The organism is Polaromonas sp. P1_G1, from assembly GCF_056405595.1.
Genome location: NZ_JBFUBU010000034.1, coordinates 1 through 25981 on the forward strand (window position 1 = coordinate 1; position 25981 = coordinate 25981).

A 25981-nucleotide genomic window follows, 5' to 3' on the forward strand; every position below is an offset into this window, starting at 1 on the left:
GGCCTGGCCAGGCTGCGCGCTGATTTGCGGCAGCAGGTGCTGGCCTCGCCCATTTTCGACGCACCACGCTTTGCCGGTCATTTCGAGGCTGCCCTGCGCGGCATGTGGCAATTGTGGTGTGAGCAAAACCCCATGCCCGCCACGGCGGGCTGAAGAGGCCGGCAATGGGAATATTTGACAGATTTGTGCGGGTGGCGCGCCCTGCCGCAAAAGCGGATGCGCAAGCTGCGCCGCGTCCGGATCCGGGTTTGAGCGCCGATGATCTGCTGGCACAGGGCATGGAACTTGAACAGCAGGGGCGACCGGAAGAGGCGTTACGGTGCTATGACCAGGCGATTGCCCTGGTACCCGACTATGCCCGGGCGCACTTCAACCGCGGCACCATACTGCTTGACCGGGGCGATGCACAGGATGCACTGGAGGCGTTTGCCAAGGCCGTGCAGTACAAACCGGACTCGGCCGGCGCTCACTTCAACATCGGATCCGCTCACGCACGGCTGGCTCAGCATGAGGCGGCCGCGCGGGCCTACCGCCGGGCGCTGGCATTCAAGCCGGATTTCGTGGAGGCGGAAATCGCCTTGGGGGCGGCCCTGGAAGAACTGGGGCAGGATGAAGCAGCCCTGGAGAGCTATCGCCGCGCCTTGACGATCAGGACGGACCATGCCCAGGCCCATGAAAAACAGGCCGACCTCCTGAAACGGCTTGAGCGCACCAATGAGCTGGCTATCGCCTACCGCCAGATGCTGGAACTCGATCCCGACAATGTGGACATACGCTATAGCCTGGGTCTGGTCTTGCGCCATCTGGGCCAGCTGCGTGAGGCCGCGACCCACCTTCAGCGCGCAGCGGAACTCAAGCCTGATTTTGTCAACACGCATTGCCATCTCGGTGACATTTTTATGGCGTTGCGCATGTTCGGCGAAGCGGCGGCAAGTTATAGCAAGGCGCTCCAACTCGAGCCCCAGAATGCCGAGGTGCACCACAACCTGGGTGCCGCCTTCAAAGACCTTGGCCAGCTCGACGATGCGCTGAAAAGTTACCGCAATGCGCTAGCCACCAAGCCTGATTTCCCCATCGCGCAAAGCAATCTTTTGTTGACTCAGCATTTCCTGCCCGGCCTTTCACCCGAACAGTTGCGAGACGAGGCCCAGCGCTTCGGCGCGATGGTTTCGAAGTTGGCCCCACCTCCCGCCAGCTTGAGGAACCAGGCGGATCCCGACCGGCGCTTGCGCGTGGGCTTTGTCTCGGCGGATTTGCGCTCACATCCCGTGGCTTACTTTATCGAGAGCGTGCTGGAGGCTTTGTCGACCGAAGCGGCGGGTCGGCTGGAACTTTTTGCCTATTCCAACTCGCCGGATGCCGACGATGTCACGGAACGGCTTAAAGGCCATATGCAAGGCTGGTATCTGGCGTTTGGCCAGCCCGATGAAGTCCTGGCCAAGCGTATCCGCGATGACGGGATAGATATCCTGATGGACCTCTCGGGGCATACCGGCAAGAACCGCCTTCCTGTCTTTGCCTGGAAAGCCGCTCCCGTGCAGATCAGCTGGCTGGGTTACTTCGCTACCACGGGTGTGGCGGCCATCGATTACCTGATTGCCGACCCCTGGACCTTGCCCCCTGAGCTGGAGAGTCATTTCACCGAAGAGATCCTGCGCCTGCCGGAAACCCGGCTTTGTTTTACCCCGCCCGCGCACCATGTTGAGGTCACGCCCCTGCCTGCCTTGCGCAACGGCTACGTGACCTTTGCCTGCTTCAATACCCTGTCGAAGATGAACGATGCGGTTGTCGCCTTGTGGGCCCGGGTACTGCACGCCGTACCCGGCAGCCGCTTGCGACTTGTAGCGCCACCGGACCAGCAGATCCGCCGGCAGCATGCCGTAGCGGAGCGCTTTGCTGTCCACGGCATCAGCGCCGAGCGGCTGCATGTACTGAGCGCGGGACCTCGCGCGACCTACCTGGCGACCTACCAGGAGGTTGATATCGCCCTCGATCCCTTCCCCTACACAGGTGGAACGACCACGGCCGAAGCCCTGTGGATGGGGGTGCCGGTGCTGACGCTGGCTGGCAAGAGCTTTCTGGCCCGCCAGGGCGTTGGATTGCTGATGAACGCCGGCCTGCCCGAGTGGGTGGCCGCAGACACCGATGACTATGTGAGAAGAGCCGTCTCGCATGCCAGCGATTTGCCGCGCCTGGCATCGCTGCGCGCCGGCATGAGGCAGCAGGTGCTGGCTTCACCGCTTTTCGACGCGCCGCGGTTTGCCCGGCACTTTGAAGAAGCCTTGCGCAACGTGTGGCGCAAGTGGTGCGAGAGGCAAACCGCTTCGAAGGCGCGCGCCGGGAGCTGAACCACCGGCGCCGCGGCTTCCGCGCAAGACCTTATTTAATGCAGACGGAGCGGACCATCTTCAGGTCGGTCAGTCCCATCAGCACCTTTTCCATGCCGTCCATCTTCAGCGTGTGCATGCCGCTGCTGACCGCGCTGGCGAACAGCTCGGCCACGCGGGCCCGTTCCTGGATCAGTTTTTTCGCGGCGTCGTCAGCAATCATGAGTTCATGTAAGCCGATCCGGCCCTTGTAGCCGGTCTTGCCGCATTTGTCGCAGCCCACGGCCCGGTACACGGTGAGCTTGCCGTCCTTGCCGTAGCGCTCCATCCAGTCTTCAAACAGCTTTTGCGATTCGCCGCCCTCATCGGCCTTCCAGGCGTCGGTGTGGCGCAGCTCTTCGGAGTATTCCTTGATGAAATCCTTGATTTCCTGCGAGCTCAAGGTGTGAGCCTCCTTGCAATCGCACAGTTTTTTGGCCAGGCGCTGCGCCAGGATGCCCAGCAAAGCGTCGGCGAAATTGAAGGGGTCCATGCCCATGTCCAGCAGGCGCGTGATGGATTCAGGCGCGGAGTTGGTGTGCAGGGTGGAAAACACCATGTGGCCCGTCAGCGATGCCTCGACGCCCATGGCCACGGTTTCCTTGTCGCGCGACTCGCCGACCATGATGATGTCCGGGTCGGCCCGCAGGAAGGCGCGCATGACCAGCGCGAAGTCGATGCCGGCCTTGCGGTTGATCTGAACCTGGCGCAAGCCTTTCTGGGTAATTTCAACCGGGTCCTCGGCGGTCCAGATTTTGGTGTCCGGCGTGTTGAGGAATTTCAGGATGGAGTGCAGCGTGGTGGTCTTGCCGGAGCCGGTGGGGCCGCACACGTAAAACAGGCCGTAAGGCTTGGAGACGGTTTTTTCGAGCCGCTCCTTGTTGTGCGCGGTGAGGCCGAGCTTTTCCAGCGGAATCGGTTCGCCGGCGGCCAGGATCCGCATGACCACGTCTTCCACACCTCCGGCGGAGGGGATGGTGGCGACGCGCAGCTCGATGTCCAGCGGGCCGTATTTCTTGAACTTGATCTTTCCGTCCTGCGGCTTGCGCTTTTCGGAAATGTCCAGGTCGCACATGATCTTAAGCCGGGTCACCATGGCCTGGCGGAACTGCGCCGGCACTTCGATGTAGGGCTGCAAGGTGCCGTCGATGCGGAACCGGATGCCGGTCTTGGCTTTGCCGGGCATGGGCTCGATGTGGATATCCGACACCTTCTGGTTGTAGGCGTCGATGATGACCTTGTTGACGAACTTGACCAGTTCGTTGTCGGCCGCTGCGGATTCCAGCGACGACTCGTCGAGAGAATCGCCTTCCAGCGGAGAATCCATGTCGGCCAGCAGCTGGTCGATAGTGCTGCTGTCAACACCGGCGCCGAAGAGCTGGTTGAGCGTCTCGTCGAACTCGGTCTGGGTGGTGACGCGGTAGGCGAACTTGGTGATGCGGGGGAACACCTGCGGAACGACGCGCGCACCGCGCACGGCCTCCGGGTCCATGCACATGATCACCAGGCCCTCCGTGGTTTCCTCCAGCGGTATCCAGCCCTGTTGCCCGATGAACTCGCGTTTGAGCGGGCCGTGCAGCATTTCGGAGCGGATGCGGCCGGCGTTGAAGGCCTCATAACCCACGCCGAAAAACTTCGCCAGCGACTGGCCGATCTGGGTGGGGCGAATGTGGTAGTTGGCCATCAGCATGTGCTCGACCGACTTGCCCTCTTCACGCGCCAGCTGAATGCATTGCTGCAGTTCGTCTTGCGACAGGACGCCTTCGGTGACAAGGCCGTCGTACTTGGTCGCCTTGCGCCGCTGGCCGTCTTCCGTTCTCTGCATGCGCTGGCGAATCGCGATGCCCAGTGTCTTGCAGAGCTGGCGCGCGCCGTCTTCCTCGAGCTTTCCAAAGGGCTGGTCGCTGCGGTTGTTGATGACCTGCAGGACGCCGTACAGCGTGTCGCCGTCCATGACGGGCGCCACCAGCATCTGCTTGGTCCTGTAGCCCGAGCGCTTGTCGACTTCCTGGAGAAAACTCAAGGCCGGATGGATTTTCTTGAGCGTTTCCTCGTCGTAGACATCGGCGATGTTGACCATCTGGCGGGACATGGCCACATAGCCTGCGATGCTTTGTGCGCTGACCGGAAGCTTCAGGTCGCGACTGGTGTTGAGTCCCGTCTTGACCTTGGACACAATGGATGTGCGATCTTCATTGACGGCGTACAGAGTCAGCCGATCGGCGTTGAAGAGCTTGCAGATGTCCTGGCTCGCCTCCAGCATGATCTGGTCGATGTTTTCGGTCTCATGGATGCGGTTGGTGACCAGCTGCAGCTGCCGGAAATACAGCGCCTCGAAGGTGACGCCGCGCTCTTGCGGCGGCAGCATCTGCGAGTCGAAAAACTCATCCTGAGGGTCTCGTTGCAATACGGCGCTCATAGCTCAAACTCCTGGCCTGCCCGTAGCCACCGGATATCGTGCGAGACGTTGGGGCCAAACGGGCGGGTTTGGTCAAAACGCTGTATCTCGGCCATGATGAGGTCGGTTTCGGCAGGCTTGGTGTGGGTGATGTAGATCGGGTAGTTCTTCCCGCGTTCAATGCAGTCGAGCTCGTTGGCCAGCGCATGGGGCGACAGGTGCAGGCTGCGCTTGGCAAGCTCGCGCTCGCGGTTGCTGAAAGCGGTTTCGATGACCAGCATGGCCACGTTCATCTGGTTGATCCGTGCCCACAGGGCCGGATTCTGCTCGGTGTCGCCGGTGAACACCCAGCAGCCCTTGCCGGTGGCCACGGCGTATCCCACGGCCGGCACGGTGTGCACCGCCGGCAGCACTTCCACGTGTTTTCCCGCCAGCAGCAGGGTCTGCCCCACATCCAGGGGATGAAAACTGATGAACGGCGCTTCCGGCGTGGGGATTCTCGAAAAATCCGGCCAGATGGTGTTGTTGAAGATGTGCGCCTTCAGCGCGTTGATGGTGCCTTGCAGGGCGTGAATCTGTATTGGCGTGGTTCGCCGCGCCGCGATGGCGTCCACCATCAGGGGCAGCGCGGCGACATGGTCAAGGTGCGAATGCGTGAGCAACACATGGTTGATGCCGGCCATCTCGTCGAGCGTGAGGTCGCCCACGCCCGTGCCCGCGTCGACCAGCAGGTCGTTGTCCAGCAGAAAAGACGTGGTCCGGCAGTCCTTGGCAATGGCTCCCGAGCAGCCTAGTACACGTACTTTCATGAGGTTTTCCGGTTGGCCTTGCGTTGGTCTTTGTATTATTTGGTCTCAAAATTGGTTGCGCCATCCCACTCCGGATCAAACGGCAACAGCCTCATGGAGGCTACACGCTCCGCGTACAGCCGGTAAAGGAACTTTTTGCCATTTGCCCGCTGCAAATTTAGTAACTGAACGTCACACTGGTCCCAGTCCTGGGCGCGGTAGGCTTTCAAGGCCATGCCCCAGGTTTTCAGTTCGGCGGTGCTGTCCTTGTCGATGCGGTCCGCCGGCGCCAGCGGCCAAAAAATGGCCACGGCTTGATCTTTGCCCTTCACGCGGACTTTGTCCAGCTCCTGCCACGCGAAATCGCCCGCCAGCTTGCGGGTAGATTCGCTGACCACGATGTCGACGCCATAGGTTTTGGACAAGCCCTCCAGGCGCGAGCCCAGGTTTACGGCATCACCGATCACGGTGTAGCTGCGGCGGATGTCCGATCCCATGTCACCCACACACATGGTGCCGGTGTTCAGGCCTATGCCGATACCGATCTCGGGTAAACCCTTGGCCTTGTGCTCTTCGTTAAGCCTGCGGACCGCGTTTGACATCTCGAGCGCCGTTTTCACGGCCAACGCGGCGTGGTCGGGCGTGTCGACAGGGGCGCCCCAAAACGCCATGACACAGTCGCCCATGTATTTGTCGATGGTGCCGCGGTTGCCCCGTATCAAGTCCGTCAGGCGGCTAAAGACACTGTTGAGCAGCGCCTGCAGCTGGGTCGGCTCCATGGTCTCCGACATCTTGGTGAAGCCGCGCATGTCGCAGAACATGACGGTCAGCTCCTTGGTGGTCGCCGTCATGCTGTAACTGTCGGGGTCTTTCACCATCTCGTCGACCAGCTCTGGCGGCACATAGGTGCCGAACAGGTTGGCCAGTTCGCGCTTGGAGCGGCTTTCAACGAAATAGCCGTAACTCATGTTGAGCGCAAAAGCCGTCAGCGCCATCACCACCGCGCTGGCCAGCGGCAGCACCAGGCCGTAGCCCGCATAGAGCCAGAAATTCAGCCCCGCGATGGCGGCGGTCACGGCAAGGCTGACCAGGACCGCGCGGGAGGCCGACAGCAGGGGCAGCGCGAACGCCAGCGTCAGGCCCGACAACAGCAAAATGACGATCTCGAACCCGACCGCATAGTCGGGCTTGACGAAGACCTTACCGTCCAGGAAGCCTGAGATCACATTAGCGTGGGTTTCCACGCCGGGGTAAGTCTCCCCGACCGGCGTGACCCGTAAATCGAGAAGACCGGGGGCCGTGGTGCCGACCAGCACGATCTTGTCCTTGAGCGAGCCGGGCGCCAGGCGCTTGGCCAGCACGTCGGCCGCCGAAATGTAGCGAAACGAGCCTCCATTGGCGCCGCCGTTGCCGCGAAACGGCACCAGCGTGGCAACCCGGTCGTCGACCGGAATCGCCAGTACCTTGCCGCCCTGCTTGAGCAAAATGCTTTCCAGCCCCTGGTAATTGCGCGTGAGGAATTTTTCCGGCGGGAAGCCGGGCTCGACCTTGGGCAAGCCCACCAGCATGCGGAACATGGCCAGCGCCAGCGATTCGTAGTACTGCCCCTTGTATTCCGCCAGCAGGGGGATGGAGCGCACCACGCCGTCGCCTTCGGTGATGGAGTTGAAGAAGCCGCCCAACGGAGCGGCCTTGGCCAGGAGTTCGATGTTGGCGCCGTAACCATTCCAGCTGGTGAACTTGATCGGGCGGCCGCCCAGCGCATCGCGGTCCATGACGGGCGCGGGCAGGACGCCGTTGACGCGTCCGTCCCTGTCGCTGGTGAAGTAATAGCCCATCACGACAGGCCGCTTCTCGATCGCCTTGGCGAATACCGCGTCGTAATCCAGGCTGGCCTGCAGCTGGTTGAGCTTTTCCGAAAAACCGGGCTGGTCCTTCAGTTCCGCCTGCGCCAGCTGCTTGAGGCGTTTCAGGCCCGAGCTTTCATCGGCTTCGGCGAACACCACGTCAAAACCTAGCAGGGCGGTCTTCTGGCGGTCCTGCAGCTCCTCGACCAGCTCGGCAAGCCTGTTGCGCCCCCAGGGCCAGCGGCCGACTTCGGCCAGGCTTTTTTCATCGATGTCGACGATGACGATGCGCTCATCCAGTGTGTGCGGCATCGTCGCCCGAAGGCGCGCGTCGTAGATGATGTCGTCCAGCCGCTGCAGCACGCCGATGCGCAGCACGCCGCCCGCATGCAGCAGGGCAAACACGAGCGGAATCAGCGTGACGGCGATGCGAGGCCAGTGCCGGGAGAGGAGTCTCATGAGACCTCGGGTGTTAGGTGCTGACGGTCCGCGCTAGTGCGAAGCCCGGGCAGGCACCCGGGTCAATGTTGGACGAACTGCATCTGCGTTCCGGCCAGTTCGAGCATGTCGCCGTTTTTCAGAATGACGGGCTCGGCCCCAATCGGCGCACCGTTGAGGGTCGGTTTTCCGGCCCCTTCCACATGGGCCACGACAAAGCCCTGGGGCCGCTTGGTGATCGCGGCTACCGCGACGCCGGGCTTGCCGATGGTGGTCACCACCTTGACCAACGCCACTTCGCGGCCGGCCGCGGCACCCGACATGACCTTGATGGCCGCGCTGATGTTGCCGCCCGCGTCGGCGGGCGCCGCCGCTGGTGCACCGCCGGGAGGAGGCGCAACCAGGCCCGCGGAGCCGGCCTTGATGATCATGGTTTTTTCGAAACCGGCAGGCTGGGCCTCGTTCACATACTTGATCTTGTACTTGCCGATTTCCACCGTGTCGCTGTTTTGCAGCAACAGTTTCTTCACGGCCTTGCCGTTGACGTAGGTGCCATTGGTGCTGTTGAGGTCTTCAAGGTAGACCTCGTTGCCGGACATCTGCAAGACGGCGTGCTCCCCGCTGACAGCGAGGTTGTCAATGACGATGTCGTTGTAGGGCCTGCGACCCAAAGACGTCCTGTCTTTCGTCAACTGGACTTCCTTGATCACAACGCCGTCAATAGAGACGATCATTTTCGGCATGGCCGACTCCTGTCTGTTTTTAAATTTTCAGTCACCGCGCTATTTTCCCAGCATTCTGGACAAAAGCCCGCGCTTGACCGAGTCTTCTTTCGCGTAAGCCAGCAAGACGGAAATATTATCGCGTCCGCCGGCCTCGTTCGCCGCCGCAATCAGCTGCTTTGACTTTTGTTCCAGCGTTCCCGCCCCCGCCAGGATGGCGGCAATGCCCGGGTCCGCCACCATGTCCGACAAACCATCGGAACACATCAGGTAGAGGTCACCCGATTCCACGCGGTGCTCGTTGACTTCCACTAGCACCGTGTCTTCCACACCCAGGGCGCGCGTCACCAGGTTCTTGTTCAGGGACGTCAGGGCCTGCTCGGGGGTGATCAGCCCGGCGTCGATCTGCTCCTGGAGCAGCGAGTGGTCCTTGGTGATCTGCTGGAGCTCCTGGCCGCGCAGGCGATAGCAGCGCGAATCGCCGATGTGGCCCAGCATCAGGCGCCCGTCCTGGAAAACACCCACGACCAGCGTGGTGCCCATGCCCGTGTATTGGGGGTTGGAGTTGGCCGCGTTGAAAATCGAATGGTTGGCGTTTTCCACGCAGATTTCCAGCGCCCGGCGCACTTCCTTGGCATTCGCGTGCCGGCCCGCCTGGGAAAGCCATCGTCCCATTTCCGATTTGATGAAGGCCACGGCCATGCCGCTGGCGATCTCCCCGGCGTTGTAGCCGCCCATGCCGTCCGCCAGGATGCAAAGCCGCGTCGCCGGATCAAAGGCCACCGCATCCTCGTTGTTGTCCCGCGTCAGCCCCGGGTCGGTGTGTGTACAAATCTCGTAGATCATCTTGTTCGTGTTGTCACTGGGTGTCTTTGTCCGCGGCAGGCGGCCGGGAGACAACGGTTTTATCAAAGGTCTGGGCTCCGCCGGCATTCAGGGCCTGGGTGGCATCATAGGCGCTGGGCCCGGGCGCCGGCGCGACAGGGGCGGATTGCGCCACCGTGGCGTCGAATGAAGCCCCGGGGGCGGCCGGCGGGGCTGAGTAGGCCGGCGCGGATGGGGCTGCGGGTGCGCCGCCCTCCAGGGCCGCGATGAGTTCGCGCAGGTCGGCCGCAAAGCGGTCTCCGTCCTGGTAGCGAAGCTCCGGTTTTTTGGCCAGCGACAGCGCGACGACCTCAGCCAGCCGCGCGGACAGCTCCTTGCGGATGATGCGGATGTCCGGCGCCTCTTCGTTGGCGATCTTGTACATCAGCTCGGCCATGGAGTCGCCGCGGAAAGGCAGCACGCCGGCCAGCATCTGGAACAGCATGACACCCAGCGAATACAGGTCCGAGCGCCCGTCGACCTTCTTGCCGGCGATCTGCTCGGGCGACATGAAGCTGGGCGTGCCCAGCACCAGGCCGGTCTTGGTCTTGCTGGAGTCCGTGATACGGGCAATACCGAAGTCGGTCACTTTCACCGTGTCGCTGTCGATCTCATACATGATGTTGGCCGGCTTGATATCCCGGTGCACCACGTTCTGTTTGTGCGCGTAAGCCAGGGCTTCGGCCACCCGAGCCACGATGGACAGGACCTTGGGAATCGGCAGCAGGCTGCCGTCCTTGGTGACGTCGGCCAGGTCCTTGCCCTTGAGGAATTCCATGGCGATGTAAGCGAGGTCATGCTCTTCGCCGGCATCAAAAATCGTCACGATGTTCTGGTGCTGCAGGCGGCCGGCGGTCTCGGCCTCGCGGAAGAAGCGCTCACGCGCATCGTCGAGCTCTTCACCCTCGAACTCCTGGCTCAGGGCCATGGTCTTGATGGCCACAACACGGCCGATCTTGGGGTCCTTGCCGAGGTAAACCACGCCCATGGCGCCCTTGCCCAGCTCTTTTTCCACCTGGTAGCGGCCCAGCATGGGTTTCTCGACGGCGCCACCATCCAGCAGCATGGTCCCGCCGGGGTGCGAGCCGCCGCCGCCCAGGATGACCGTCTCGGAGAGGTTTTTGGCGCGGTTCAGCCTGGACTGCAGGTCCTTGTGGTTCTTGTTGTAAGTGGCCATGTACTCGTACACGGCCTGGGCCTTGTTGAACTGCCGCTTGCGCTCGAAGTCCAGCGCGAGGTTGTTCATGTTGTCCATCAGCGCATCGGTGAAAGGCACGCGGCGAAAACGGTCGAAGGCCATGTCGAGCTGGCCCTGGCCTTGCAGCGCCAGGCCCATCATGCGGTTGGTTTCAGCCGATTCCTCGTCGGACTTGAGCTTGCCGGCCTCCGTCATCAGGAAGCGCTTGGTGGTCAGCGCCAGGTGGCCTATGACCAGGAGAGCCGCGGGGAAGATGAATTTGAGCCAGGTCGCGGCCGCCGACAGCAGGCTGAACTCGACCACCAGCAGCACCACGAACAGCAGCAAGGTGACGATGGCTGCCTTGCCCGCCGACAGACGCGGCAGCCCGGCAATCAGGTAGCCGGCCACCAGCAGCAACACTCCCAGCGTGGCCCAGACACCCCAGCCCGGCTGCACGATGAAATGCTCGCTCAGGATGCTGGAAGTGATGTGCGCGATGGTTTCCGCCGGCGAAAGCCCGGGGCCGGCCGGTGTCGGAAACTGGGTGCCCACGCCCGCGGCGGTGGCACCGATGATCACGATCTTGTCGGCGTATTTGGCGGCCGGAATCTTGCCGGAAATCACGTCGTAAAACGAATCCACCGCAAAAGCGGGCCGGCCATCCTTGCCCTTGTAAAACTGCGGCAGCATCAGCGCCGACTCGTCGGTCTTGACCATCAGCTTGCCGATCTGCACCGACTCACCGACATTGAGCTTGATGTCGGCGGGCCCGAGGTTCAGGCTCTTGGCCGCCACCAGCAGGCTCATCGAAGGCACGGCCTTGCCGTAGTAATTGATCAGCAGGGGTTCCTGGCGCACGGCGCCATCCACATCGGGCAGCTGGTTGAGGTGGGCGATACCGGCGGCCGCCGCGCCTATCAGCTCGATGGGCTGCTGGCCGCGAATGGCCGGCAGCGAGAAGTTATTGGTTTCATCCACCGCGCTCTTCAGGGCATAGGCCGGCAGCGGGTTGTCGGGGCGGCCCTGCGGCACGCCAAGCTGGAAAACCGAAGGAACCAGGACATTTCCGGCCTTGCCCATGCTGGCCGCGAGCTTGGCGTCGGTATCCAGGGCGATCTCGGCCTCGGCGATGACCTTGCCGAGCTGTTCGGGCAGGCCGCCCTGGGCCGCCGTGGCCGGGTCGGCCGCTGGGCCGAGCGCTTCCTTCATCTTGCGGATGAAGACCAGGCCGCGGTCCGTCTGCGGCTCGAAGAAGAAAGCGGTATGGGCGATGGTCTTGGCCTTGGCGGCCGAAAGCTGGTCGATCAGCTGCGCATGCACGTCGCGCGGCCAGGGCCAGCGGCCGATGTTGGCGATGCTCTGATCGTCGATGGCGATGATGGCGATGCGGTCGGAGGGCTGGCGCGAGGTGCTGGTGCTTGCGAAATCGTAGTAGCGACGCTCCAGGGTGCCAAAAAAGTCCGTCAGGCCATGCAGAAAAAGGACGGCCAGCACCACCAGGACCCCGACGAACCAGTCGGCCCGCCAGAACTGACTCAGCTTTCTAGATGATTTGGCCACTGCCCGTCCCTTGTCCTGTTTCGCTGTGCATAGCTATGCCGTTTTTTAATTGCTTTGTATTACCAGCCGCCCGGTAACGGCCGGTTTCGCGCACCCGGCACCGCCCGCCGGCTGTTTCGGCAGGTTACAAGTCTCCTGATAGGGGACATTAACAGACGGGGTGCGGCTGGACAAGGGACTTTTGCACGGCAGCCGGGCCGACTGTTGCAAATAAGTGGTTTTTCAGCGCATGCGCCAAAACCCGCGCAATGCGGGCATGGCGGGCTGGTACTTTCCCTCCCCCGCGGCCACGACGCAGCCGCCGGGCGGGCGGGTTTCAGGCCGAGGGCGCTTTTTCCTTCTGACGCTTGGTCAGGTAGGTGCCCAGCGCCACGACCAGCACGGCGCCCAGGAGGCCGCCGGCGGTAACCGTGTGATCGCCAATGGGCCCGAAATGGGCGACCACCGCCGGGTCAGTCAGCAGCATTTCACCGGCCAGGAAGCCGAGCAAGGCGGCGCCTATGGTGATGATGATGGGGAAGCGCTCCATGACCTTGGTCAGCAGGGTCGCGCCGAAGATGATCAGCGGAATGCTCACCAGCAGGCCCAGGACCAGCAGCGGCAGATTGCCCTTGGCGGCGGCGGCCACCGCCAGCACATTGTCCAGGCTCATGACCAGGTCGGCGATCAGGATGGTGCGGATGGCCGCAGCCATGCCGTTGATTTCATGGCCTTCGCCGTCTTCGTCTTCCTCGCCCTTGAGCAGGTCCACGCCGATGTAGACCAGCAGGATCGCGCCTATGAGCTTCAGGTAGGGCAGGCTCAGCAGCTGGATGGCCACGATGGTCAGCACGATACGCATGACGATCGCCGCGGCACTGCCCCAGAAGATGGCTTTGCCGCGCTGCTCGGGCTTGAGCGTGCGCGCCGCCATGGCGATCACCACGGCGTTGTCGCCCGACAGCACGATGTTGGCAAGGATGATGGAGCCGAAAGCGCTCCAGAAAAGCGGGGACGCGAGGTCCAGTCCGAAAAACATGGCTATCTCCTGTTATCAATGAAAAAAAGCGCCGGGCAGCGCTTTTTTTGTTTTTTCGAGTTTAGCCCGGATAGGCGCGGGCAGCGTTCGTATTAATGCTTACGACCGCCGCCGCCTCTGGCCGCCTTACAGCAGCGCCTTGAGCAGCTTGGCCATTTCCGAGGGGTTGCGCGTCACGGTGAAGCCGCAGGCTTCCATGATGGCCAGCTTGGCATCGGCCGTGTCGGCGCCGCCGGAAATCAGCGCACCGGCATGGCCCATGCGCTTGCCGGCCGGAGCCGTCACGCCGGCGATGAAGCCGACGATCGGTTTTTTCATATTGGCTTTGCACCACTGGGCGGCTTCGGCCTCGTCGGGGCCGCCGATTTCGCCGATCATGATGACGGCGTCGGTTTCCGGGTCGTCATTGAAGGCTTTCATCACGTCGATGTGCTTGAGGCCGTTGATCGGGTCGCCGCCGATGCCCACGGCGCTGGACTGGCCCAGGCCGATTTCGGTGAGCTGCGCCACGGCTTCATAGGTCAGCGTGCCGGAGCGGCTGACCACGCCGATGCGGCCCTTGCGGTGGATGTGGCCCGGCATGATGCCGATCTTGATTTCGTCGGGGGTGATCAGGCCGGGGCAGTTGGGGCCCAGCAGCAGGGTCTTCTTGCCGCCGGCGGCTTCCTTGGCCTTCATGCGGTTGCGCACTTCCAGCATGTCCTTGACCGGGATGCCTTCGGTGATGCAGATGGCCAGGTCGAGGTTGGCTTCCACGGCCTCCCAGATGGCGGCGGCAGCGCCCGCGGGCGGCACATAGATGACCGACACCGTGGCGCCGGTGGCCTTGGCGGCCTCGGTCACGTTGGCGAAAATCGGGATGCCTTCGAAGTCTTCGCCGGCCTTCTTGGGGTTCACACCGGCCACAAAGGCCTCTTTGCCGTTCGCGTAGTCGCGACACATGCGGGTGTGGAACTGGCCGGTCTTGCCGGTGATGCCCTGGGTGATGACTTTGGTGTGTTTGTTGATGTAGATCGACATGCTTGTGTTCTCCTGGGCTTACTTGACGGCGGCCACGATTTTGGTCGCGGCTTCGGCCATGGTGTCTGCGGCAATGATGGGCAGACCGGAGTCCGCCAGCATTTTCTTGCCCAGGTCTTCGTTGGTGCCCTTCATGCGCACCACCAGCGGAACGGAGAGGTTCACGGCCTTGCAGGCGGTGATCACGCCGTCGGCGATGGTGTCGCACTTCATGATGCCGCCGAAGATGTTGACCAGGATGCCTTTGACATCGGGGTTCTTCAGCATGATCTTGAAGGCTTCGGTGACTTTTTCAGCCGTTGCGCCGCCGCCCACGTCCAGGAAGTTGGCCGGCTCGCCGCCGAACAGCTTGATGGTGTCCATGGTCGCCATGGCCAGGCCGGCGCCGTTGACCAGGCAGCCGATGTTGCCGTCCAGGCTGATGTAGGCCAGGTCGAACTTGCTGGCTTCGACTTCGGCCGGGTCTTCCTCGTCCAGGTCGCGGTAGGCGACGATTTCAGGGTGGCGGAACAGCGCGTTGGCGTCGAAGTTGAACTTCGCGTCAAGGGCCATGACTTCGCCCTTGCTGTTGCGGTTCAGGGGGTTGATTTCAACCAGCGACGCGTCGGTGTCCATGTAGCACTTGTAGAGCTTTTGCAGGATGTCGACGGTCTGTGGCACGGAGTCGGCGGGCATGCCGATGCCGGCGGCGACTTCTTTCGCCTGGGCGTCCGTCATGCCGACCAGCGGATCGACAAACACCTTGATGATTTTTTCGGGGTTGGAATGGGCCACCTCTTCGATGTCCATGCCGCCTTCGCTGGAAGCGATGAAGGCAACCTTCTGCGATTCACGGTCGGTCACGGCCGAAACGTAGTATTCCTTCTGGATGTCGGCGCCGTCTTCGATATAGAGGCGGCGGACTTTCTGGCCTTCAGGGCCGGTCTGGTGCGTCTTCAGCTGCATGCCCAGGATTTCGCCGGCAATGCGCTTGACGTCCTCGATGGTCTTGGCAACCTTCACGCCGCCGCCCTTGCCGCGTCCGCCCGCATGGATTTGCGCCTTGATCACCCATACCGGGCCGCCCAGCTTCTGGGCGGCTTCCACCGCTTCCTGCACCGTGAAGGCCGGAATGCCGCGCGGCACAGGCACACCAAAATTGCGCAAGATTTCCTTGCCCTGGTACTCGTGAATTTTCATGAAAAACCTTCAGAATTCAGTAAAAGAGGGGGTGCAACTGGGATTTGGGGCAGGGCTGTGGGGTGTCGGAAACAGGCCACACCGGCCCAAAAAACCACGTCGGCGGTCACTGCAGGCAGCAACGCAGAACTGTATCATGGTGCGACGCACAATTCTTGTGCCGGGCTTACACCCCGAAATGGCGCCGAAATGGGCTTTTTCAGGTGTTTTTAGCGGCCCCGTGACCTTGTATTTGCTTTGTTTGCCTTATTTGCGTATTTAGTTTCTGTTGTCAGCACCTGGAAGTCCCCATGCCCAAAGTTTTTATTGACGGAGAAGCCGGCACCACGGGCCTGCAAATCCGCGAGCGGCTGCAAGCCATGCCGCAGATCGAGCTGGTCAGCATCGCGCCCGAGTTGCGCAAGGATGCCGCGGCCAAGCGCGCGCTGATGGCGCAGGTGGACATGGTGATCCTCTGCCTGCACGACGACGCGGCCCGCGAGTCGGTGGCCATGATTGACAGCCTCACTGGCAAGAAACCCAAAGTCATCGACGCCTCCACCGCCCACCGCACCGTGCTTGGCTGGGTCTACGGCTTTCCCGAACTGACGCAGACGCAACGCGCCGCCGTGGCGACCGCCGACCGCGTCGGCAACCCCGGCTGCTACGCCACTGGCGCGATCGCGCTGATCCGCCCGCTGGTCGACGCCGGCGCGATACCGGCCGATTTCCCTTTGAGCCTTCCCGCCGTGAGTGGTTACTCCGGCGGCGGGCGGCAGATGATTGAAGACTACGAGGCCGGCACCGCGCCCCTGTTTGAACTCTACGGCCTGGGCCTGAAGCACAAGCACCTGCCCGAAATCATGAAATACACCGGCCTGTCACGCCGCCCGGTGTTCATTCCCTCGGTCGGCAACTTCAAGCAAGGCATGCTGGTGCAGTTGCCGCTGCACCTGGATTTGCTGCCCGGCAAGCCGACCGGCGCGCAGTTGCAGGACATGCTGGCCAAACACTACGCCGGCAGCGAATGGGTGACGGTGGAAGCCGCACCTGAATCGGGAAAACTGGACGCGCTGGCACTCAACGACACCAACAAGATGGAGTTGCGCGTGTTCGCCAACGAAGAGCATCGCCAGGCGGTGCTGGTGGCACGGCTGGACAATCTCGGCAAAGGTGCCTCAGGTGCCGCCGTGCAAAACCTGAAGTTAATGTTGAGCTTGTAAGCTCAGTCCTCATCCGCCTGGGACACCACGCGGCGGATCACGTCGCCGCCAAAGCCTCGCGCTGCCAGAAACCGCATCTGCTTTGCCCGCGCCGCAGCGTCGGGCGCGGGACCCTCAAACTTCTTGCGCCAGATGTCCTGAGCGCGTTCCAGTTCGCTGCCTTTGAGGCTGGCAACCGCGCCGGCCACCCGCTCAGCGCTGAGGCCCTTGGTCAACAACTCATGCTTGATGCGTGCCGCGCCAAACCGCCCGGCACGCCGGTTGATCACTGACTCAACCACCCGCGCCTCACTGATGAAGTCCTTGGCTTCGAGATCGTCAAGCACCTTGGCCAGCTGGCCGGGAGTTTCCTCATGCGGCGCCAACTTGCGCTCCAGCTCGGCGCGCGAATGCTCACGCGCGGCCAGGTAACGCAGCGCGCGGCCCTTCAAAGAAAGGCCAAAACCCGCACGACGGGCGGGTTTGGCTGGCTTGTGATCTACCGGATTTTCCATGGCTAACAGGCCGAGCCCAACACGCGCGCTAGCTTTTTAATAGCTACCAGCGCATGCTCCAACTGGGTCAGAGCCTTATTTGGCATCAAAAATCAGGCAGCCGCCTTGGCGGGCTTTTCAGCTTTCTCGGCTTTTTCTGCCTTGGCCGGCTTTTCAGCCGGGGCGTCCACGCCGCCGGCAACCTGCACCAGCGGGATGCCCAGCGATTCGCGCACCTTGTTTTCGATCTCGATCGCGAGTTCGGGGTTTTCTTTGAGGAATTCACGCGAGTTGTCGCGGCCCTGGCCGATTTTTTCGCCGTTGAAGGCGTACCAGGCGCCGGCTTTCTCGACGATGTGGCCGGCCACGCCCAGGTCCAGCACCTCGCCCAGACGGCTGATGCCCTCGCCGTAGAGGATGTCGAACTCCGCCGTCTTGAACGGCGAGGCCACCTTGTTCTTGACCACCTTGACCCGGGTTTCGTTGCCGATCACCTCTTCCCCCTTCTTGATGGAGCCGATGCGGCGGATGTCCAGGCGCACCGAGGCGTAGAACTTCAGCGCATTGCCGCCGGTGGTGGTTTCGGGCGAGCCGAACATCACGCCGATCTTCATGCGGATCTGGTTGATGAAGATGACCATGCAGTTGGCCTTCTTGATGGTGGCGGTGAGCTTGCGCAGCGCCTGGCTCATCAGGCGGGCCTGCAGGCCGGGCAGCGAGTCGCCCATTTCGCCTTCAAGTTCGGCCTTGGGCGTGAGCGCCGCCACCGAGTCGACCACGATCAGGTCCACCGCGCCGGAGCGGGTCAGCGAATCGACGATTTCAAGCGCCTGCTCGCCGGTGTCGGGTTGGGAAATCAACAGTTCCTGCAGGTTGACGCCCAGTTTTTGCGCGTACTGGATGTCCAGCGCGTGCTCGGCGTCCACAAAGGCGCAAGTGCCGCCCAGCTTTTGCATTTCGGCGATGACTTGCAGGGTCAGCGTGGTCTTGCCCGAGGATTCCGGGCCGTAGATTTCGACGACACGGCCGCGCGGCAGGCCGCCCACGCCCAGGGCGATGTCCAGGCCCAGGGAGCCGGTGGAAACGACCTGGATGTCCTCGATCACTTCGCCGTCACCCAGCTTCATGATGGTGCCTTTGCCGAACTGCTTTTCGATCTGGGCCAGCGCGGCCTGCAGGGCCTTGGCCTTTTCGGTGTTCAGCGCGGCGGTTTGCACGGGGTTTTGGGCTGGGTTCAGTTTGCTGGTCAGTTCCATGAAAAACTCCTTGAAAATCAATGATGTAAAACTTGTTGCCTGGATTCCGGCCTCTGCTTTTAATCACAGCGCTGGATGCATGACCAGTACTTTATGGGCGCGATAAAAATAAGTAAACCCTATTTTTAGTCAGTTTGCCTGATCAATTGGGTTACCATGATTTTCATGGTGGAAACGACCTCCACAACACTCCCACCTCCCCTGCCCAGCCCCTTCGGGGCGACCGAGGCCGGCTGGCGGCAAACCCACCTGGGGCGGCTCATGGGCCACGCGCTGCGCCGCTTCGACGAGCGCGTGCTCTCGCTGATGGCCGGCAGCGTGGAAGTGCCGCTGGCGCTGTCCAACCTGGCCGCGCGCGACCAGGTCGGTGCCGCGCACATCCACATCACACGCCACCTCGCGGTGGGCGGCTCGCGCCTGACCGACCTGGCGCAAAGCGCCGGCATGAGCAAACAGGCCATGGGCGACCTGGTCGACCAGTGCGAAGCCTGGGGCCTGGTCACGCGCCAGCCCGACCCGCACGACAAACGGGCGCGCCGCGTGGTCTTTACCGAGTCGGGCCTGCTCTGGCTGGAGGCTTTCCACCAGGCGGTTCGCCGGGCCGAGGACGAATTCCGCCAGGCCGTGGGGCATGATGTGGCGACCGTGGTGGCGCTGGGACTTGAAGCTTATGCTGGCGCTTGACCCTGGCAACGTCAGCAAACCTGGGGCGACAAAAGCCTAAAATTTGCTGAAGAAGTAAAACACCGGCCCGCAGACTTCGTATTGTGGACCGATCCCTGGAGACAACCATGCGTATTCTGATTGCCGAAGACGACCAGGTGCTGGCCGATGGCCTGCTGCGCACTTTGCGCGCCTCCGGTGCGGCGGCTGACCACGTGGCCAGCGGCACCGAAGCCGACGCCGCGCTGCTGACCAACACCGAATTCGACCTGCTCATCCTCGACCTGGGCCTGCCGCGCATGCACGGCCTGGAAGTGCTCAAGCGCCTGCGCGCCCGCGGCTCGGCCATGCCGGTGCTGATCCTGACGGCCGCCGACAGCGTGGAAGAACGCGTCAAGGGCCTGGACTACGGCGCCGACGACTACATGGCCAAGCCCTTTTCGCTGCAGGAACTCGAAGCCCGCGTGCGCGCGCTGATACGCCGCGGCATGGGCGGCGCCAGCAGCACCATCAAGCACGGCCCGCTGGTCTACGACCAGGCCGGCCGCGTTGCCACCATAGACGGCCAGATGCTGGAGCTGTCGGCGCGCGAACTCGGTTTGCTCGAAGTGCTGCTGCAGCGTGCCGGACGGCTGGTCAGCAAGGACCAGTTGGTGGAGCGCCTCTGCGAATGGGGCGAGGAAGTCAGCAACAACGCGATCGAGGTCTACATCCACCGCTTGCGCAAGAAGATTGAAAAAGGGCCGGTGCGGATCGCAACCGTGCGCGGCTTAGGCTACTGCCTTGAAAAGATCCCGGGGTGAATGTGGCCCCCACGCTCCCCACTGCGTGTGGTTCGCTGCCCCCCGAGGGGGCGCTGCGCCTGCGGCCCCTGCTGGCGTGAAGAAAACGCGCGGCGAGTGAACTGCTCCCACGCTTTTTGATCCGTGGCCCTTAGACTCTTCCAGCGCGAACGCCGCAGCCTCTTCGGCGAAATCCTCGACTGGATGCTCACGCCGCTGCTGCTGCTGTGGCCCATCAGCCTGGCGCTGACCTGGCTGGTGGCGCAGAACATCGCGGGCAAGCCCTTTGACCGCGCGCTCGAATACAACGTGCAGGCGCTGGCCAAGCTGGTGGTGGTCAAGAACAACCAGGTGCAGTTCACCCTGACGGCGCCCGCGCGCGAAATCCTGCGCGCCGACGACACCGACCTCGTCTACTACCAGGTGGTGGGCACGCAGGGCGAGCACCTGAGCGGCGAGCACGACCTGCCCGCGCCGCCCGACGAAGACAAGCCCACCAACGGCGAGGTGCGGCTGCGCGAGGACGTAATCCAGGGCGAAGACGTGCGCGTGGCCTATACCTGGCTCAAGGTCGACGTGAAGGGCGCACCGGCCAGCTCGCTGCCGGTGCTGGTGCAGGTGGCCGAGACGCTGGAAAAGCGCAAGACCCTGGCCACCGAAATCGTCAAGGGCACCATGGTGCCGCAGTTCGTCACGCTGCCGCTGGCCGTGCTGCTGGTGTGGCTGGCGCTGGTGCGCGGCATCAAGCCGCTGGCCCAGCTCGAAAAGCGCATACGCGCGCGCAAGTCCGACGACATGAGCCCGCTCGACGAAACCGCGGTGCCCGAGGAGGTCGCGCCGCTGGTGTCCTCCATCAACGACCTGCTGAGCCGGCTCAAGGTCTCGCTGACCACACAAAAGCGCTTCCTGGCCGATGCCGCCCACCAGCTCAAGACGCCGCTGGCGGGCCTGCGCATGCAGGCCGACCTGGCGCAGCGCGAGACCGATGCCGACGAGCTCAAGAAATCGCTCAAGCACATAGGCCGCGCGAGCATACGCGCCACGCACACCGTCAACCAGCTGCTGGCCCTGGCGCGCGCCGAAACGACAGGCCGCAGCCTGGCCAAGCAGCACATCGACCTGGTGCACATCGTCTCGGAAGTGATGGCCGACTCGGTGCCGCGCGCGCTCGAAAAACAGATTGACCTCGGCTACGACGGCCCCGACGCCGGTGAGCAGGCGACGCAGCTCGAAGGCAACGCCACCCTGCTCAAGGAGCTGGTGCGCAACCTGCTGGACAACGCCATCAACTACACGCCCGAGAAAGGCCAGGTCACGCTGCGGCTGATGACCGACCGCTTCAGCGGCGTGCTGGTGCTGCTGGTGGAAGACTCGGGGCCGGGCATCCTGGAGTCGGAGCGCGAGCTGGTGTTCCAGCCTTTTTACCGCGCGCTGGGCACCAATGTCGACGGCTCCGGCCTGGGCCTGGCCATCGTGCTGGAAATCGCCAAGCAGCACGGTGCGACGATTTCGATCGAGGATGCCGCCTTGCCGGGGCACCCGCAAACGCCGGGCACGCGCGTGACCGTGCGCTTCGTAGGTATGGATTTACCTGAAGGCGGATAAGGGAGCGCTCAGCCCGCTTTGGCGGGTAGCGGCCAGCGGTCGTAGAGTTTGACGGCGACGCGCTCACCCCATAACTCGATCTGCGCCGGCGTTCCGGCATGCGCCTGGTTCGCGACATCGCCGCGCACATAGCCCAGCGCCACGCAGGCGCCGGCCAGCGGGCTCCAGCCGACCGACGAAATCTCGCCCACCGATAGGCCGCCCAGCACGATGGCCTCACCGCCCCAGGCAAAATCGTCAGCCGTGTCAAACACCAGCGTGACCAGTTTTTTGCGCAGCGGCAGGCCTTGGGTGCGCAGCAGCGCGGCCTTGCCGATGAAATCGGCGGGCTTGTCGAGCTTGACACTGAAAGCCAGCCCGGCCTCCCACGGTGTTTCGTCCGGACCCAATTCCGCCCCCCAGGCGCGCCGGCCCTGCTCTATGCGCAGCGCATCCAGCGCGTAATAGCCCGCATCGCGAATGCCCAGCGCCTGGCCGGCCTCCATCAACGCCAGGTAGACGTGGCGCGCCATTTCAATCGGCGTGTAGAGCTCAAATCCCGGCCCCCCCACATAGCTCATGCGGGCCGCGCGCACGCGCGCAAAGCCGACGTCGATCTCCTTCGTCCACGAGAACTTGAGCGCCTCGGGCGACAGATCGTCGGGGCTCACGAGCGCCAGCAACTCGCGCGCTTTCGGGCCCATGACCGAGAGCACCGAGTACATCGCCGATACGTCGGTCAACAGTGCATGCTCCGCCTCGCCGATATGCCGTGTGATCCAGTCGAAATCACGCACGGTCTGCGCCGAGCCGGTGATGACCAGGAAGCGATCCGTGGCTTGGCGCATTACCGTGAGGTCACTCTCAAAACCGCCGCGCTCGTTGAGCATCGCGGTGTAGACCATCTTGCCGATGGACACGTCCATCTCGTTGGCGCACAGGCGCTGCAGTACCGCCAGCGCATCACGGCCCTGCAGCAGGTATTTCGAGAAGGAAGTCTGGTCGTAGAGGGCCACGGCTTCGCGTGTGGCTTTCTGCTCTTCAATCATCCAGGGCAGCCAGCCGGGTTTCCCCAGCGTGTAGTCGGGACATGCCATCCCCTCTGGCCTGAAATAGCTTGCCCGCTCCCACCCATTCTTGCTGCCGAACTCCGCACCTTTGGCGGCCAGGATGTCGTACAGCGGCGAAGTCCGCAGCGGCCGTGCCGTTTCCAGTTCTTGCCGCGGCCAGCGCATCGCATAGTGCAGGCCCAGGGTTTCGCCGGTGCGTTCTGCCAAGGCTTTACGGTTGCCGGTGAAGCTGCCGAAGCGGCGTATGTCCACGTCCCATAAATCGGTGCTGGGCTCGCCGCCCACAATCCATTCGGCCATAAGCCGGCCCGCACCGCCGCTGTTGGCGATGCCGGCCGAGTTGAAACCCGCGCAGACAAAAAAGTTGCGCAGCTCGGGCGCTTCGCCGAGTATGAAATTGCCGTCCGGCGTGAAGCTTTCCGGGCCGTTGAGCAGCATCTTGACCTCGGCCGTTTCCAGGCAGGGCGTGCGGTGCAGCGCCGCCGTCATCAGCGGTTCGAACTGGTCCCAGTCCTCATCCAGCAGCTCGAACTGGAAGGTGGACGGAATCGGGTCCATCTTCCAGGGCTTGGCCTGCGGCTCGAATCCGCCCATCACCAGTCCGCCGACCTCTTCCTTGTAGTAGATAAAGCCGTCCGGGTCGCGCATCACCGGCAGCATGGGATGCACGCCTGGAATCTTGCCGGTGACGATGTAGAAATGCTCGGCCGAATACAGCGGCACATTCACGCCCGCGAGCTTGCCGAACTGCCGAGCCCACTGGCCGGCGCAGTTGACGATGACTTCGCAGCGCACCTCGCCCTGCGTCGTCCGCACGCCCACCGCTTTGCCGTTTTCGGTGATGACGCCGGTGACCTCGATGCCCTCGGCCATCTTCACGCCGCGGTTGCGCGCGCCCTTGGCCAGCGACATGCACAGGTCCGCCGGGTTGGCCTTGCCGTCGCCCGGCAGCCAGATCGCGCCCTGCAAATCATCGGTGCGCATGATGGGGTATCTGTCGCCGGCGTCCTGCGTCGAAATCTCGTGGCATTCGACACCAAAGCTGTTGGCCATGGCGACCTGTTTTTTCAGCACCTTCATGCGCTCGGGCGTGCGCGCCACGTTGACGCTGCCGCATTGTTTCCAGCCCGTGGCCAGGCCTGTTTCGGCTTCCAGCGACGCATACAGCTCAATGCCGTACTTGCTCATCTGCGTCATGTTGCGGTTGGGTCGCATCTGGCCGACCAGCCCTGCCGCATGCCAGGTGGTGCCGCTGGTGAGCTTGCCTTGCTCGAGCAGCAGCACGTCGGTTTTGCCCATTTTTGCCAGGTGGTAAGCCACCGAGCAGCCGGCGATGCCGCCGCCGACAATCACGACCTGTGCGTGCGAGGGAAGCATCAGGGCCTGCGCAGCCGCAATTGTTCCAGCTCGGCGCGCGCCTGCGCCAACTCGCTGCGCGCCGTGACCAGGTCGATGTGGATGAAGTCGTCCCAGACGCAGGGACCGCACGCAAAGAACCGCTTCAGCTGCAATTGCTCCTTCGCAACATAGAACCGGTTCACCTCGTCAAAATAGACAAACTCATAGTCGTGGGCGATCAGCAGCGGCTCCCAGCCCATATGGTTGGGCACCGGCCGCCCCGGCTCGACGCTCTCGAGCATGATGACCCAAGGCCGGTACCGTCGCAGGTCCAGGCCYTCCAGTACGGCGCGTTCACCGCCCTCCACATCAATGCTGACGCAGTGAATGTCGCCGCTGGGCCGGTGCCTGGCCAGCACGTCGTTGAGCGAAACCTGGGGGACCATCGTTGCCTTGACCGGCGCACCTGCCGAACGATGCCGGTCGGCGGTCTGGGGTGTCGTCGTCGAATATTGGTGGACATCGCCGAACGTGAAAAATGTGGTGTGGCCGCTCCCCGCGCCGGCCGCGGCCTGGATCAAGACGTCGCTGGGGCGCAACTCGGCCCACAGGCTCGCCATGCCGGGCGCTGGTTCGATCGCCACACCGCGCCAACCGCGCAAATACATCGCGTAGGTATTGCTGTCGACGGCCGGGTGGTATGCACCCACGTCGACATAAAACCCCTGCGAGACCGAGTCGAATACGCGATTGAGTATCACGTCCTCGAAGTTGCGCGTGTAAGAGACGAAAGGCATCTTGTCAGTATAGAGCTGGTCATGCCAGGCGCAGCGCCATCACACCCGCAACGATAGCGGCCGTGCCGATGACGCGCCGCACGGTGAATGCTTCTTTCAGGAATATCGCGCCGAGTAGAACGGCGAACAGCACCGAGGTTTCACGCAGCGCCGCCACCGTGGCCACCGGCGCGCGTGTCATGGCCCACAGCGCGATGCCGTAGGACCCCAGCGAAGCCAGCGCGCCGCCGGTGGCCACCGGCCAGCGGTGGCGCGCATAACCGGCCATGGCGCGCCCGCGCCGCGCCATCATCAGCAGGCCGAAGGGCCAGCCGTCGAACAGAAAGAGGGCGGCAACGTACTGCAGCGCGTTGCCTGAGGCGCGTACGCCCAGCCCATCGACTACGGTATAGATGGCAATGATGAGCGCATTGGCCAGCGCAAAACCAACGGCCTTGGGCGCATGCAGGGCATGGCGACTCAAGCCCAGGACCAGCACGCCACAGCAGATGCCCAGAATGCCTGCCCAGGCCAGCGGCGCGAGCGTTTCGCCCAGCGTGAAACTGGCCGACAGCGCCACCAGCAGCGGCGCGACACCGCGCATCAGCGGGTAGGTCAGCCCCAGGTCGCCATGCTGGTAAGCGCGCGTGGTGGCAATGTAGTACCCGATATGGATCAGTACCGAGGCCCCGATGAATGGCCACGCTTCAGCCCGCGGCCAGCCTACCAGCAGCACCAGCGGCAGGGCCAGCACGGAGCCGATGAGGTGAATGACCGCCATGTCCAGCGCCTTGTCGATACTGGACTTGACCAGCGCGTTCCAGCCGGCGTGCAGCAGCGCCCCAAACAGCACGGCGCCCACCACCGGCCAGGTCAGGACCAGGATTTCAGACGGCAAGCGCAGGCCCGGAAACAACGAGGGTGCAGCGCCGCGCCCTCGCCAGGTAGTGCGCCAGCGGCGGTGTGGCCTTGTCCGCGTCTTTGGCGAGGTCGTCCCAGAGGCGCAGCTTCACCGCATCCGCGGCGCCGGGCTGGGCGATGAAATGCGCGGCTTCCTCGGCCGAAAAAATTCCGCCCTGCAGCAGCAGGCTGCGCTTGGAGTCGGCCGACAAGCTGGAGTGGTAGCCGCGCCGCGCCGCGCACAGGTAGCGCTTGGCATCCACGTGCAGCTTTATGGCGTCCAGCACCGCGTCGGGAAACAGGCCGCGCAGGAATGGCAGCGCGCGGTACTGATGCACGTCGTCCACACCGCGCAGCGAAGGCGTCTCGCCCAGGTCGTGCAGAAGATGGCCGAGATCGTGCAGCAGGGCGGCGGTGACCAGCGCATCGCTCGCGCCTTCGGCCTCGCCCAGCGCCGCGGTTTGCAGCGCATGCTGCAGTTGCGTCACCGGTTCGCCGCTGTATTGTTCGCCGCCGCGCTCTTCAAAAAGGCGTTCGATGTCGTCAAAACTCAGCAT

At 63.3% G+C, this 25981-nt stretch carries 20 protein-coding genes; 5 read left to right on the top strand and 15 right to left on the bottom strand.

Translation table 11 applies throughout. The features are described from left to right. The first annotated feature begins 185 nt into the window (after positions 1-185). The gene (locus AC1D1Y_RS17430; protein WP_477683429.1) at positions 186-2348 is read left to right on the top strand and encodes a tetratricopeptide repeat protein; all 2163 of its coding nucleotides are present in this window, start codon (positions 186-188) and stop codon (positions 2346-2348) included. Between the two features lie 31 nt (positions 2349-2379). Here AC1D1Y_RS17430 and AC1D1Y_RS17435 read toward each other — a convergent pair whose 3' ends face one another. The 9 genes from AC1D1Y_RS17435 to sucC form a co-directional block, all read right to left on the bottom strand. Then, positions 2380-4785 carry a GspE/PulE family protein gene (locus AC1D1Y_RS17435; RefSeq protein ID WP_477683430.1) on the bottom strand — a complete coding sequence of 802 codons (2406 nt, stop codon included), beginning with the start codon at positions 4783-4785 and terminating at the stop codon, positions 2380-2382. After that, positions 4782-5573, bottom strand: a complete 792-nt coding sequence (locus tag AC1D1Y_RS17440; RefSeq protein WP_477655584.1) for a 3',5'-cyclic-nucleotide phosphodiesterase — start codon at positions 5571-5573, stop codon at positions 4782-4784. Before AC1D1Y_RS17440 ends, AC1D1Y_RS17435 begins: the two co-directional genes overlap by 4 nt. Positions 5574-5608: 35 nt before the next feature. Beyond that, entirely contained in the window at positions 5609-7858 is a 2250-nt protein-coding gene (locus AC1D1Y_RS17445) for a CHASE2 domain-containing protein (protein WP_477683431.1), read from the bottom strand. Between the two features lie 62 nt (positions 7859-7920). Beyond that, a complete protein-coding gene (locus AC1D1Y_RS17450) occupies positions 7921-8580 on the bottom strand; it encodes an FHA domain-containing protein (protein WP_477655582.1) in 660 nt (219 codons plus the stop codon). Positions 8581-8619: 39 nt separating this feature from the next. Next, the gene (locus AC1D1Y_RS17455; protein WP_477655581.1) at positions 8620-9405 is read right to left on the bottom strand and encodes a Stp1/IreP family PP2C-type Ser/Thr phosphatase; all 786 of its coding nucleotides are present in this window, start codon (positions 9403-9405) and stop codon (positions 8620-8622) included. Between the two features lie 13 nt (positions 9406-9418). Then, entirely contained in the window at positions 9419-12163 is a 2745-nt protein-coding gene (locus AC1D1Y_RS17460; RefSeq protein WP_477683432.1) for a CHASE2 domain-containing serine/threonine-protein kinase, read from the bottom strand. Between the two features lie 316 nt (positions 12164-12479). After that, entirely contained in the window at positions 12480-13181 is a 702-nt protein-coding gene (locus AC1D1Y_RS17465; RefSeq protein WP_477683433.1) for a TerC family protein, read from the bottom strand. 126 nt (positions 13182-13307) lie between these two features. Continuing rightward, positions 13308-14201, bottom strand: a complete 894-nt coding sequence (gene sucD, locus AC1D1Y_RS17470; RefSeq protein WP_477655578.1) for a succinate--CoA ligase subunit alpha — start codon at positions 14199-14201, stop codon at positions 13308-13310. Between the two features lie 18 nt (positions 14202-14219). After that, on the bottom strand, positions 14220-15380 hold the full coding sequence (sucC, locus tag AC1D1Y_RS17475; RefSeq protein ID WP_477683434.1) for an ADP-forming succinate--CoA ligase subunit beta: 1161 nt from the start codon (positions 15378-15380) through the stop codon (positions 14220-14222). 290 nt (positions 15381-15670) lie between these two features. Between sucC and argC the strand changes: the two genes are divergently transcribed. Next, positions 15671-16582 (top strand): N-acetyl-gamma-glutamyl-phosphate reductase, encoded by a 912-nt coding sequence (gene argC / locus AC1D1Y_RS17480; protein ID WP_477683435.1) that lies wholly within the window; start codon positions 15671-15673, stop codon positions 16580-16582. Positions 16583-16584: 2 nt separating this feature from the next. On the opposite strand, the gene recX is transcribed toward argC, so the two are convergent. Both recX and recA read right to left on the bottom strand, forming a co-directional pair. Then, the gene (gene recX / locus AC1D1Y_RS17485) at positions 16585-17076 is read right to left on the bottom strand and encodes a recombination regulator RecX (protein WP_477683436.1); all 492 of its coding nucleotides are present in this window, start codon (positions 17074-17076) and stop codon (positions 16585-16587) included. Positions 17077-17168: 92 nt separating this feature from the next. Beyond that, on the bottom strand, positions 17169-18311 hold the full coding sequence (gene recA, locus AC1D1Y_RS17490) for a recombinase RecA (RefSeq protein ID WP_436157222.1): 1143 nt from the start codon (positions 18309-18311) through the stop codon (positions 17169-17171). 261 nt (positions 18312-18572) lie between these two features. On the opposite strand from recA, the gene AC1D1Y_RS17495 reads away from it, so the two are divergent. The 3 genes from AC1D1Y_RS17495 (at position 18573) to AC1D1Y_RS17505 (ending at position 21361) form a co-directional block, all read left to right on the top strand. Beyond that, positions 18573-18995: a MarR family winged helix-turn-helix transcriptional regulator gene (locus AC1D1Y_RS17495; RefSeq protein ID WP_477655591.1), complete on the top strand. Its 423-nt coding sequence runs from the start codon at positions 18573-18575 to the stop codon at positions 18993-18995. Positions 18996-19102: 107 nt separating this feature from the next. Next, positions 19103-19777, top strand: coding sequence for a response regulator (locus AC1D1Y_RS17500; RefSeq protein ID WP_007870259.1), 675 nt, complete (start codon positions 19103-19105; stop codon positions 19775-19777). A gap of 183 nt (positions 19778-19960) precedes the next feature. Then, complete coding sequence (locus tag AC1D1Y_RS17505; RefSeq protein WP_477676094.1) at positions 19961-21361, top strand: sensor histidine kinase; 1401 nt, start codon at positions 19961-19963, stop codon at positions 21359-21361. Positions 21362-21369: 8 nt separating this feature from the next. On the opposite strand, the gene AC1D1Y_RS17510 is transcribed toward AC1D1Y_RS17505, so the two are convergent. From AC1D1Y_RS17510 to AC1D1Y_RS17525, 4 genes are read right to left on the bottom strand one after another with little or no spacing between them, the layout of a single operon-like run. After that, positions 21370-23787 carry a GcvT family protein gene (locus AC1D1Y_RS17510; protein WP_477683437.1) on the bottom strand — a complete coding sequence of 806 codons (2418 nt, stop codon included), beginning with the start codon at positions 23785-23787 and terminating at the stop codon, positions 21370-21372. Further along, positions 23787-24545 carry an FkbM family methyltransferase gene (locus AC1D1Y_RS17515; RefSeq protein ID WP_477683438.1) on the bottom strand — a complete coding sequence of 253 codons (759 nt, stop codon included), beginning with the start codon at positions 24543-24545 and terminating at the stop codon, positions 23787-23789. The genes AC1D1Y_RS17510 and AC1D1Y_RS17515 overlap by 1 nt, the downstream gene beginning before the upstream one ends. Before the next feature lie 19 nt (positions 24546-24564). Beyond that, complete coding sequence (locus AC1D1Y_RS17520; protein ID WP_477683439.1) at positions 24565-25422, bottom strand: EamA family transporter; 858 nt, start codon at positions 25420-25422, stop codon at positions 24565-24567. Then, positions 25412-25981, bottom strand: a complete 570-nt coding sequence (locus AC1D1Y_RS17525) for a phosphonate degradation HD-domain oxygenase (protein WP_477683440.1) — start codon at positions 25979-25981, stop codon at positions 25412-25414. The genes AC1D1Y_RS17520 and AC1D1Y_RS17525 overlap by 11 nt, the downstream gene beginning before the upstream one ends.

Bases quoted from the DNA above. Each gene is read 5' to 3' on its own strand.
- AC1D1Y_RS17435 (WP_477683430.1), bottom strand. From the start codon at position 4,785: ATGAGCGCCGTATTGCAACGAGACCCTCAGGATGAGTTTTTCGACTCG.
- AC1D1Y_RS17440 (WP_477655584.1), bottom strand. From the start codon at position 5,573: ATGAAAGTACGTGTACTAGGCTGCTCGGGAGCCATTGCCAAGGACTGC.
- AC1D1Y_RS17445 (WP_477683431.1), bottom strand. From the start codon at position 7,858: ATGAGACTCCTCTCCCGGCACTGGCCTCGCATCGCCGTCACGCTGATT.
- AC1D1Y_RS17450 (WP_477655582.1), bottom strand. From the start codon at position 8,580: ATGCCGAAAATGATCGTCTCTATTGACGGCGTTGTGATCAAGGAAGTC.
- AC1D1Y_RS17455 (WP_477655581.1), bottom strand. From the start codon at position 9,405: ATGATCTACGAGATTTGTACACACACCGACCCGGGGCTGACGCGGGAC.
- AC1D1Y_RS17465 (WP_477683433.1), bottom strand. From the start codon at position 13,181: ATGTTTTTCGGACTGGACCTCGCGTCCCCGCTTTTCTGGAGCGCTTTC.
- sucD (WP_477655578.1), bottom strand. From the start codon at position 14,201: ATGTCGATCTACATCAACAAACACACCAAAGTCATCACCCAGGGCATC.
- sucC (WP_477683434.1), bottom strand. From the start codon at position 15,380: ATGAAAATTCACGAGTACCAGGGCAAGGAAATCTTGCGCAATTTTGGT.
- argC (WP_477683435.1), top strand. From the start codon at position 15,671: ATGCCCAAAGTTTTTATTGACGGAGAAGCCGGCACCACGGGCCTGCAA.
- recX (WP_477683436.1), bottom strand. From the start codon at position 17,076: ATGGAAAATCCGGTAGATCACAAGCCAGCCAAACCCGCCCGTCGTGCG.
- recA (WP_436157222.1), bottom strand. From the start codon at position 18,311: ATGGAACTGACCAGCAAACTGAACCCAGCCCAAAACCCCGTGCAAACC.
- AC1D1Y_RS17495 (WP_477655591.1), top strand. From the start codon at position 18,573: ATGGGCCACGCGCTGCGCCGCTTCGACGAGCGCGTGCTCTCGCTGATG.
- AC1D1Y_RS17500 (WP_007870259.1), top strand. From the start codon at position 19,103: ATGCGTATTCTGATTGCCGAAGACGACCAGGTGCTGGCCGATGGCCTG.
- AC1D1Y_RS17505 (WP_477676094.1), top strand. From the start codon at position 19,961: ATGCTCACGCCGCTGCTGCTGCTGTGGCCCATCAGCCTGGCGCTGACC.
- AC1D1Y_RS17510 (WP_477683437.1), bottom strand. From the start codon at position 23,787: ATGCTTCCCTCGCACGCACAGGTCGTGATTGTCGGCGGCGGCATCGCC.
- AC1D1Y_RS17525 (WP_477683440.1), bottom strand. From the start codon at position 25,981: ATGCTGAGTTTTGACGACATCGAACGCCTTTTTGAAGAGCGCGGCGGC.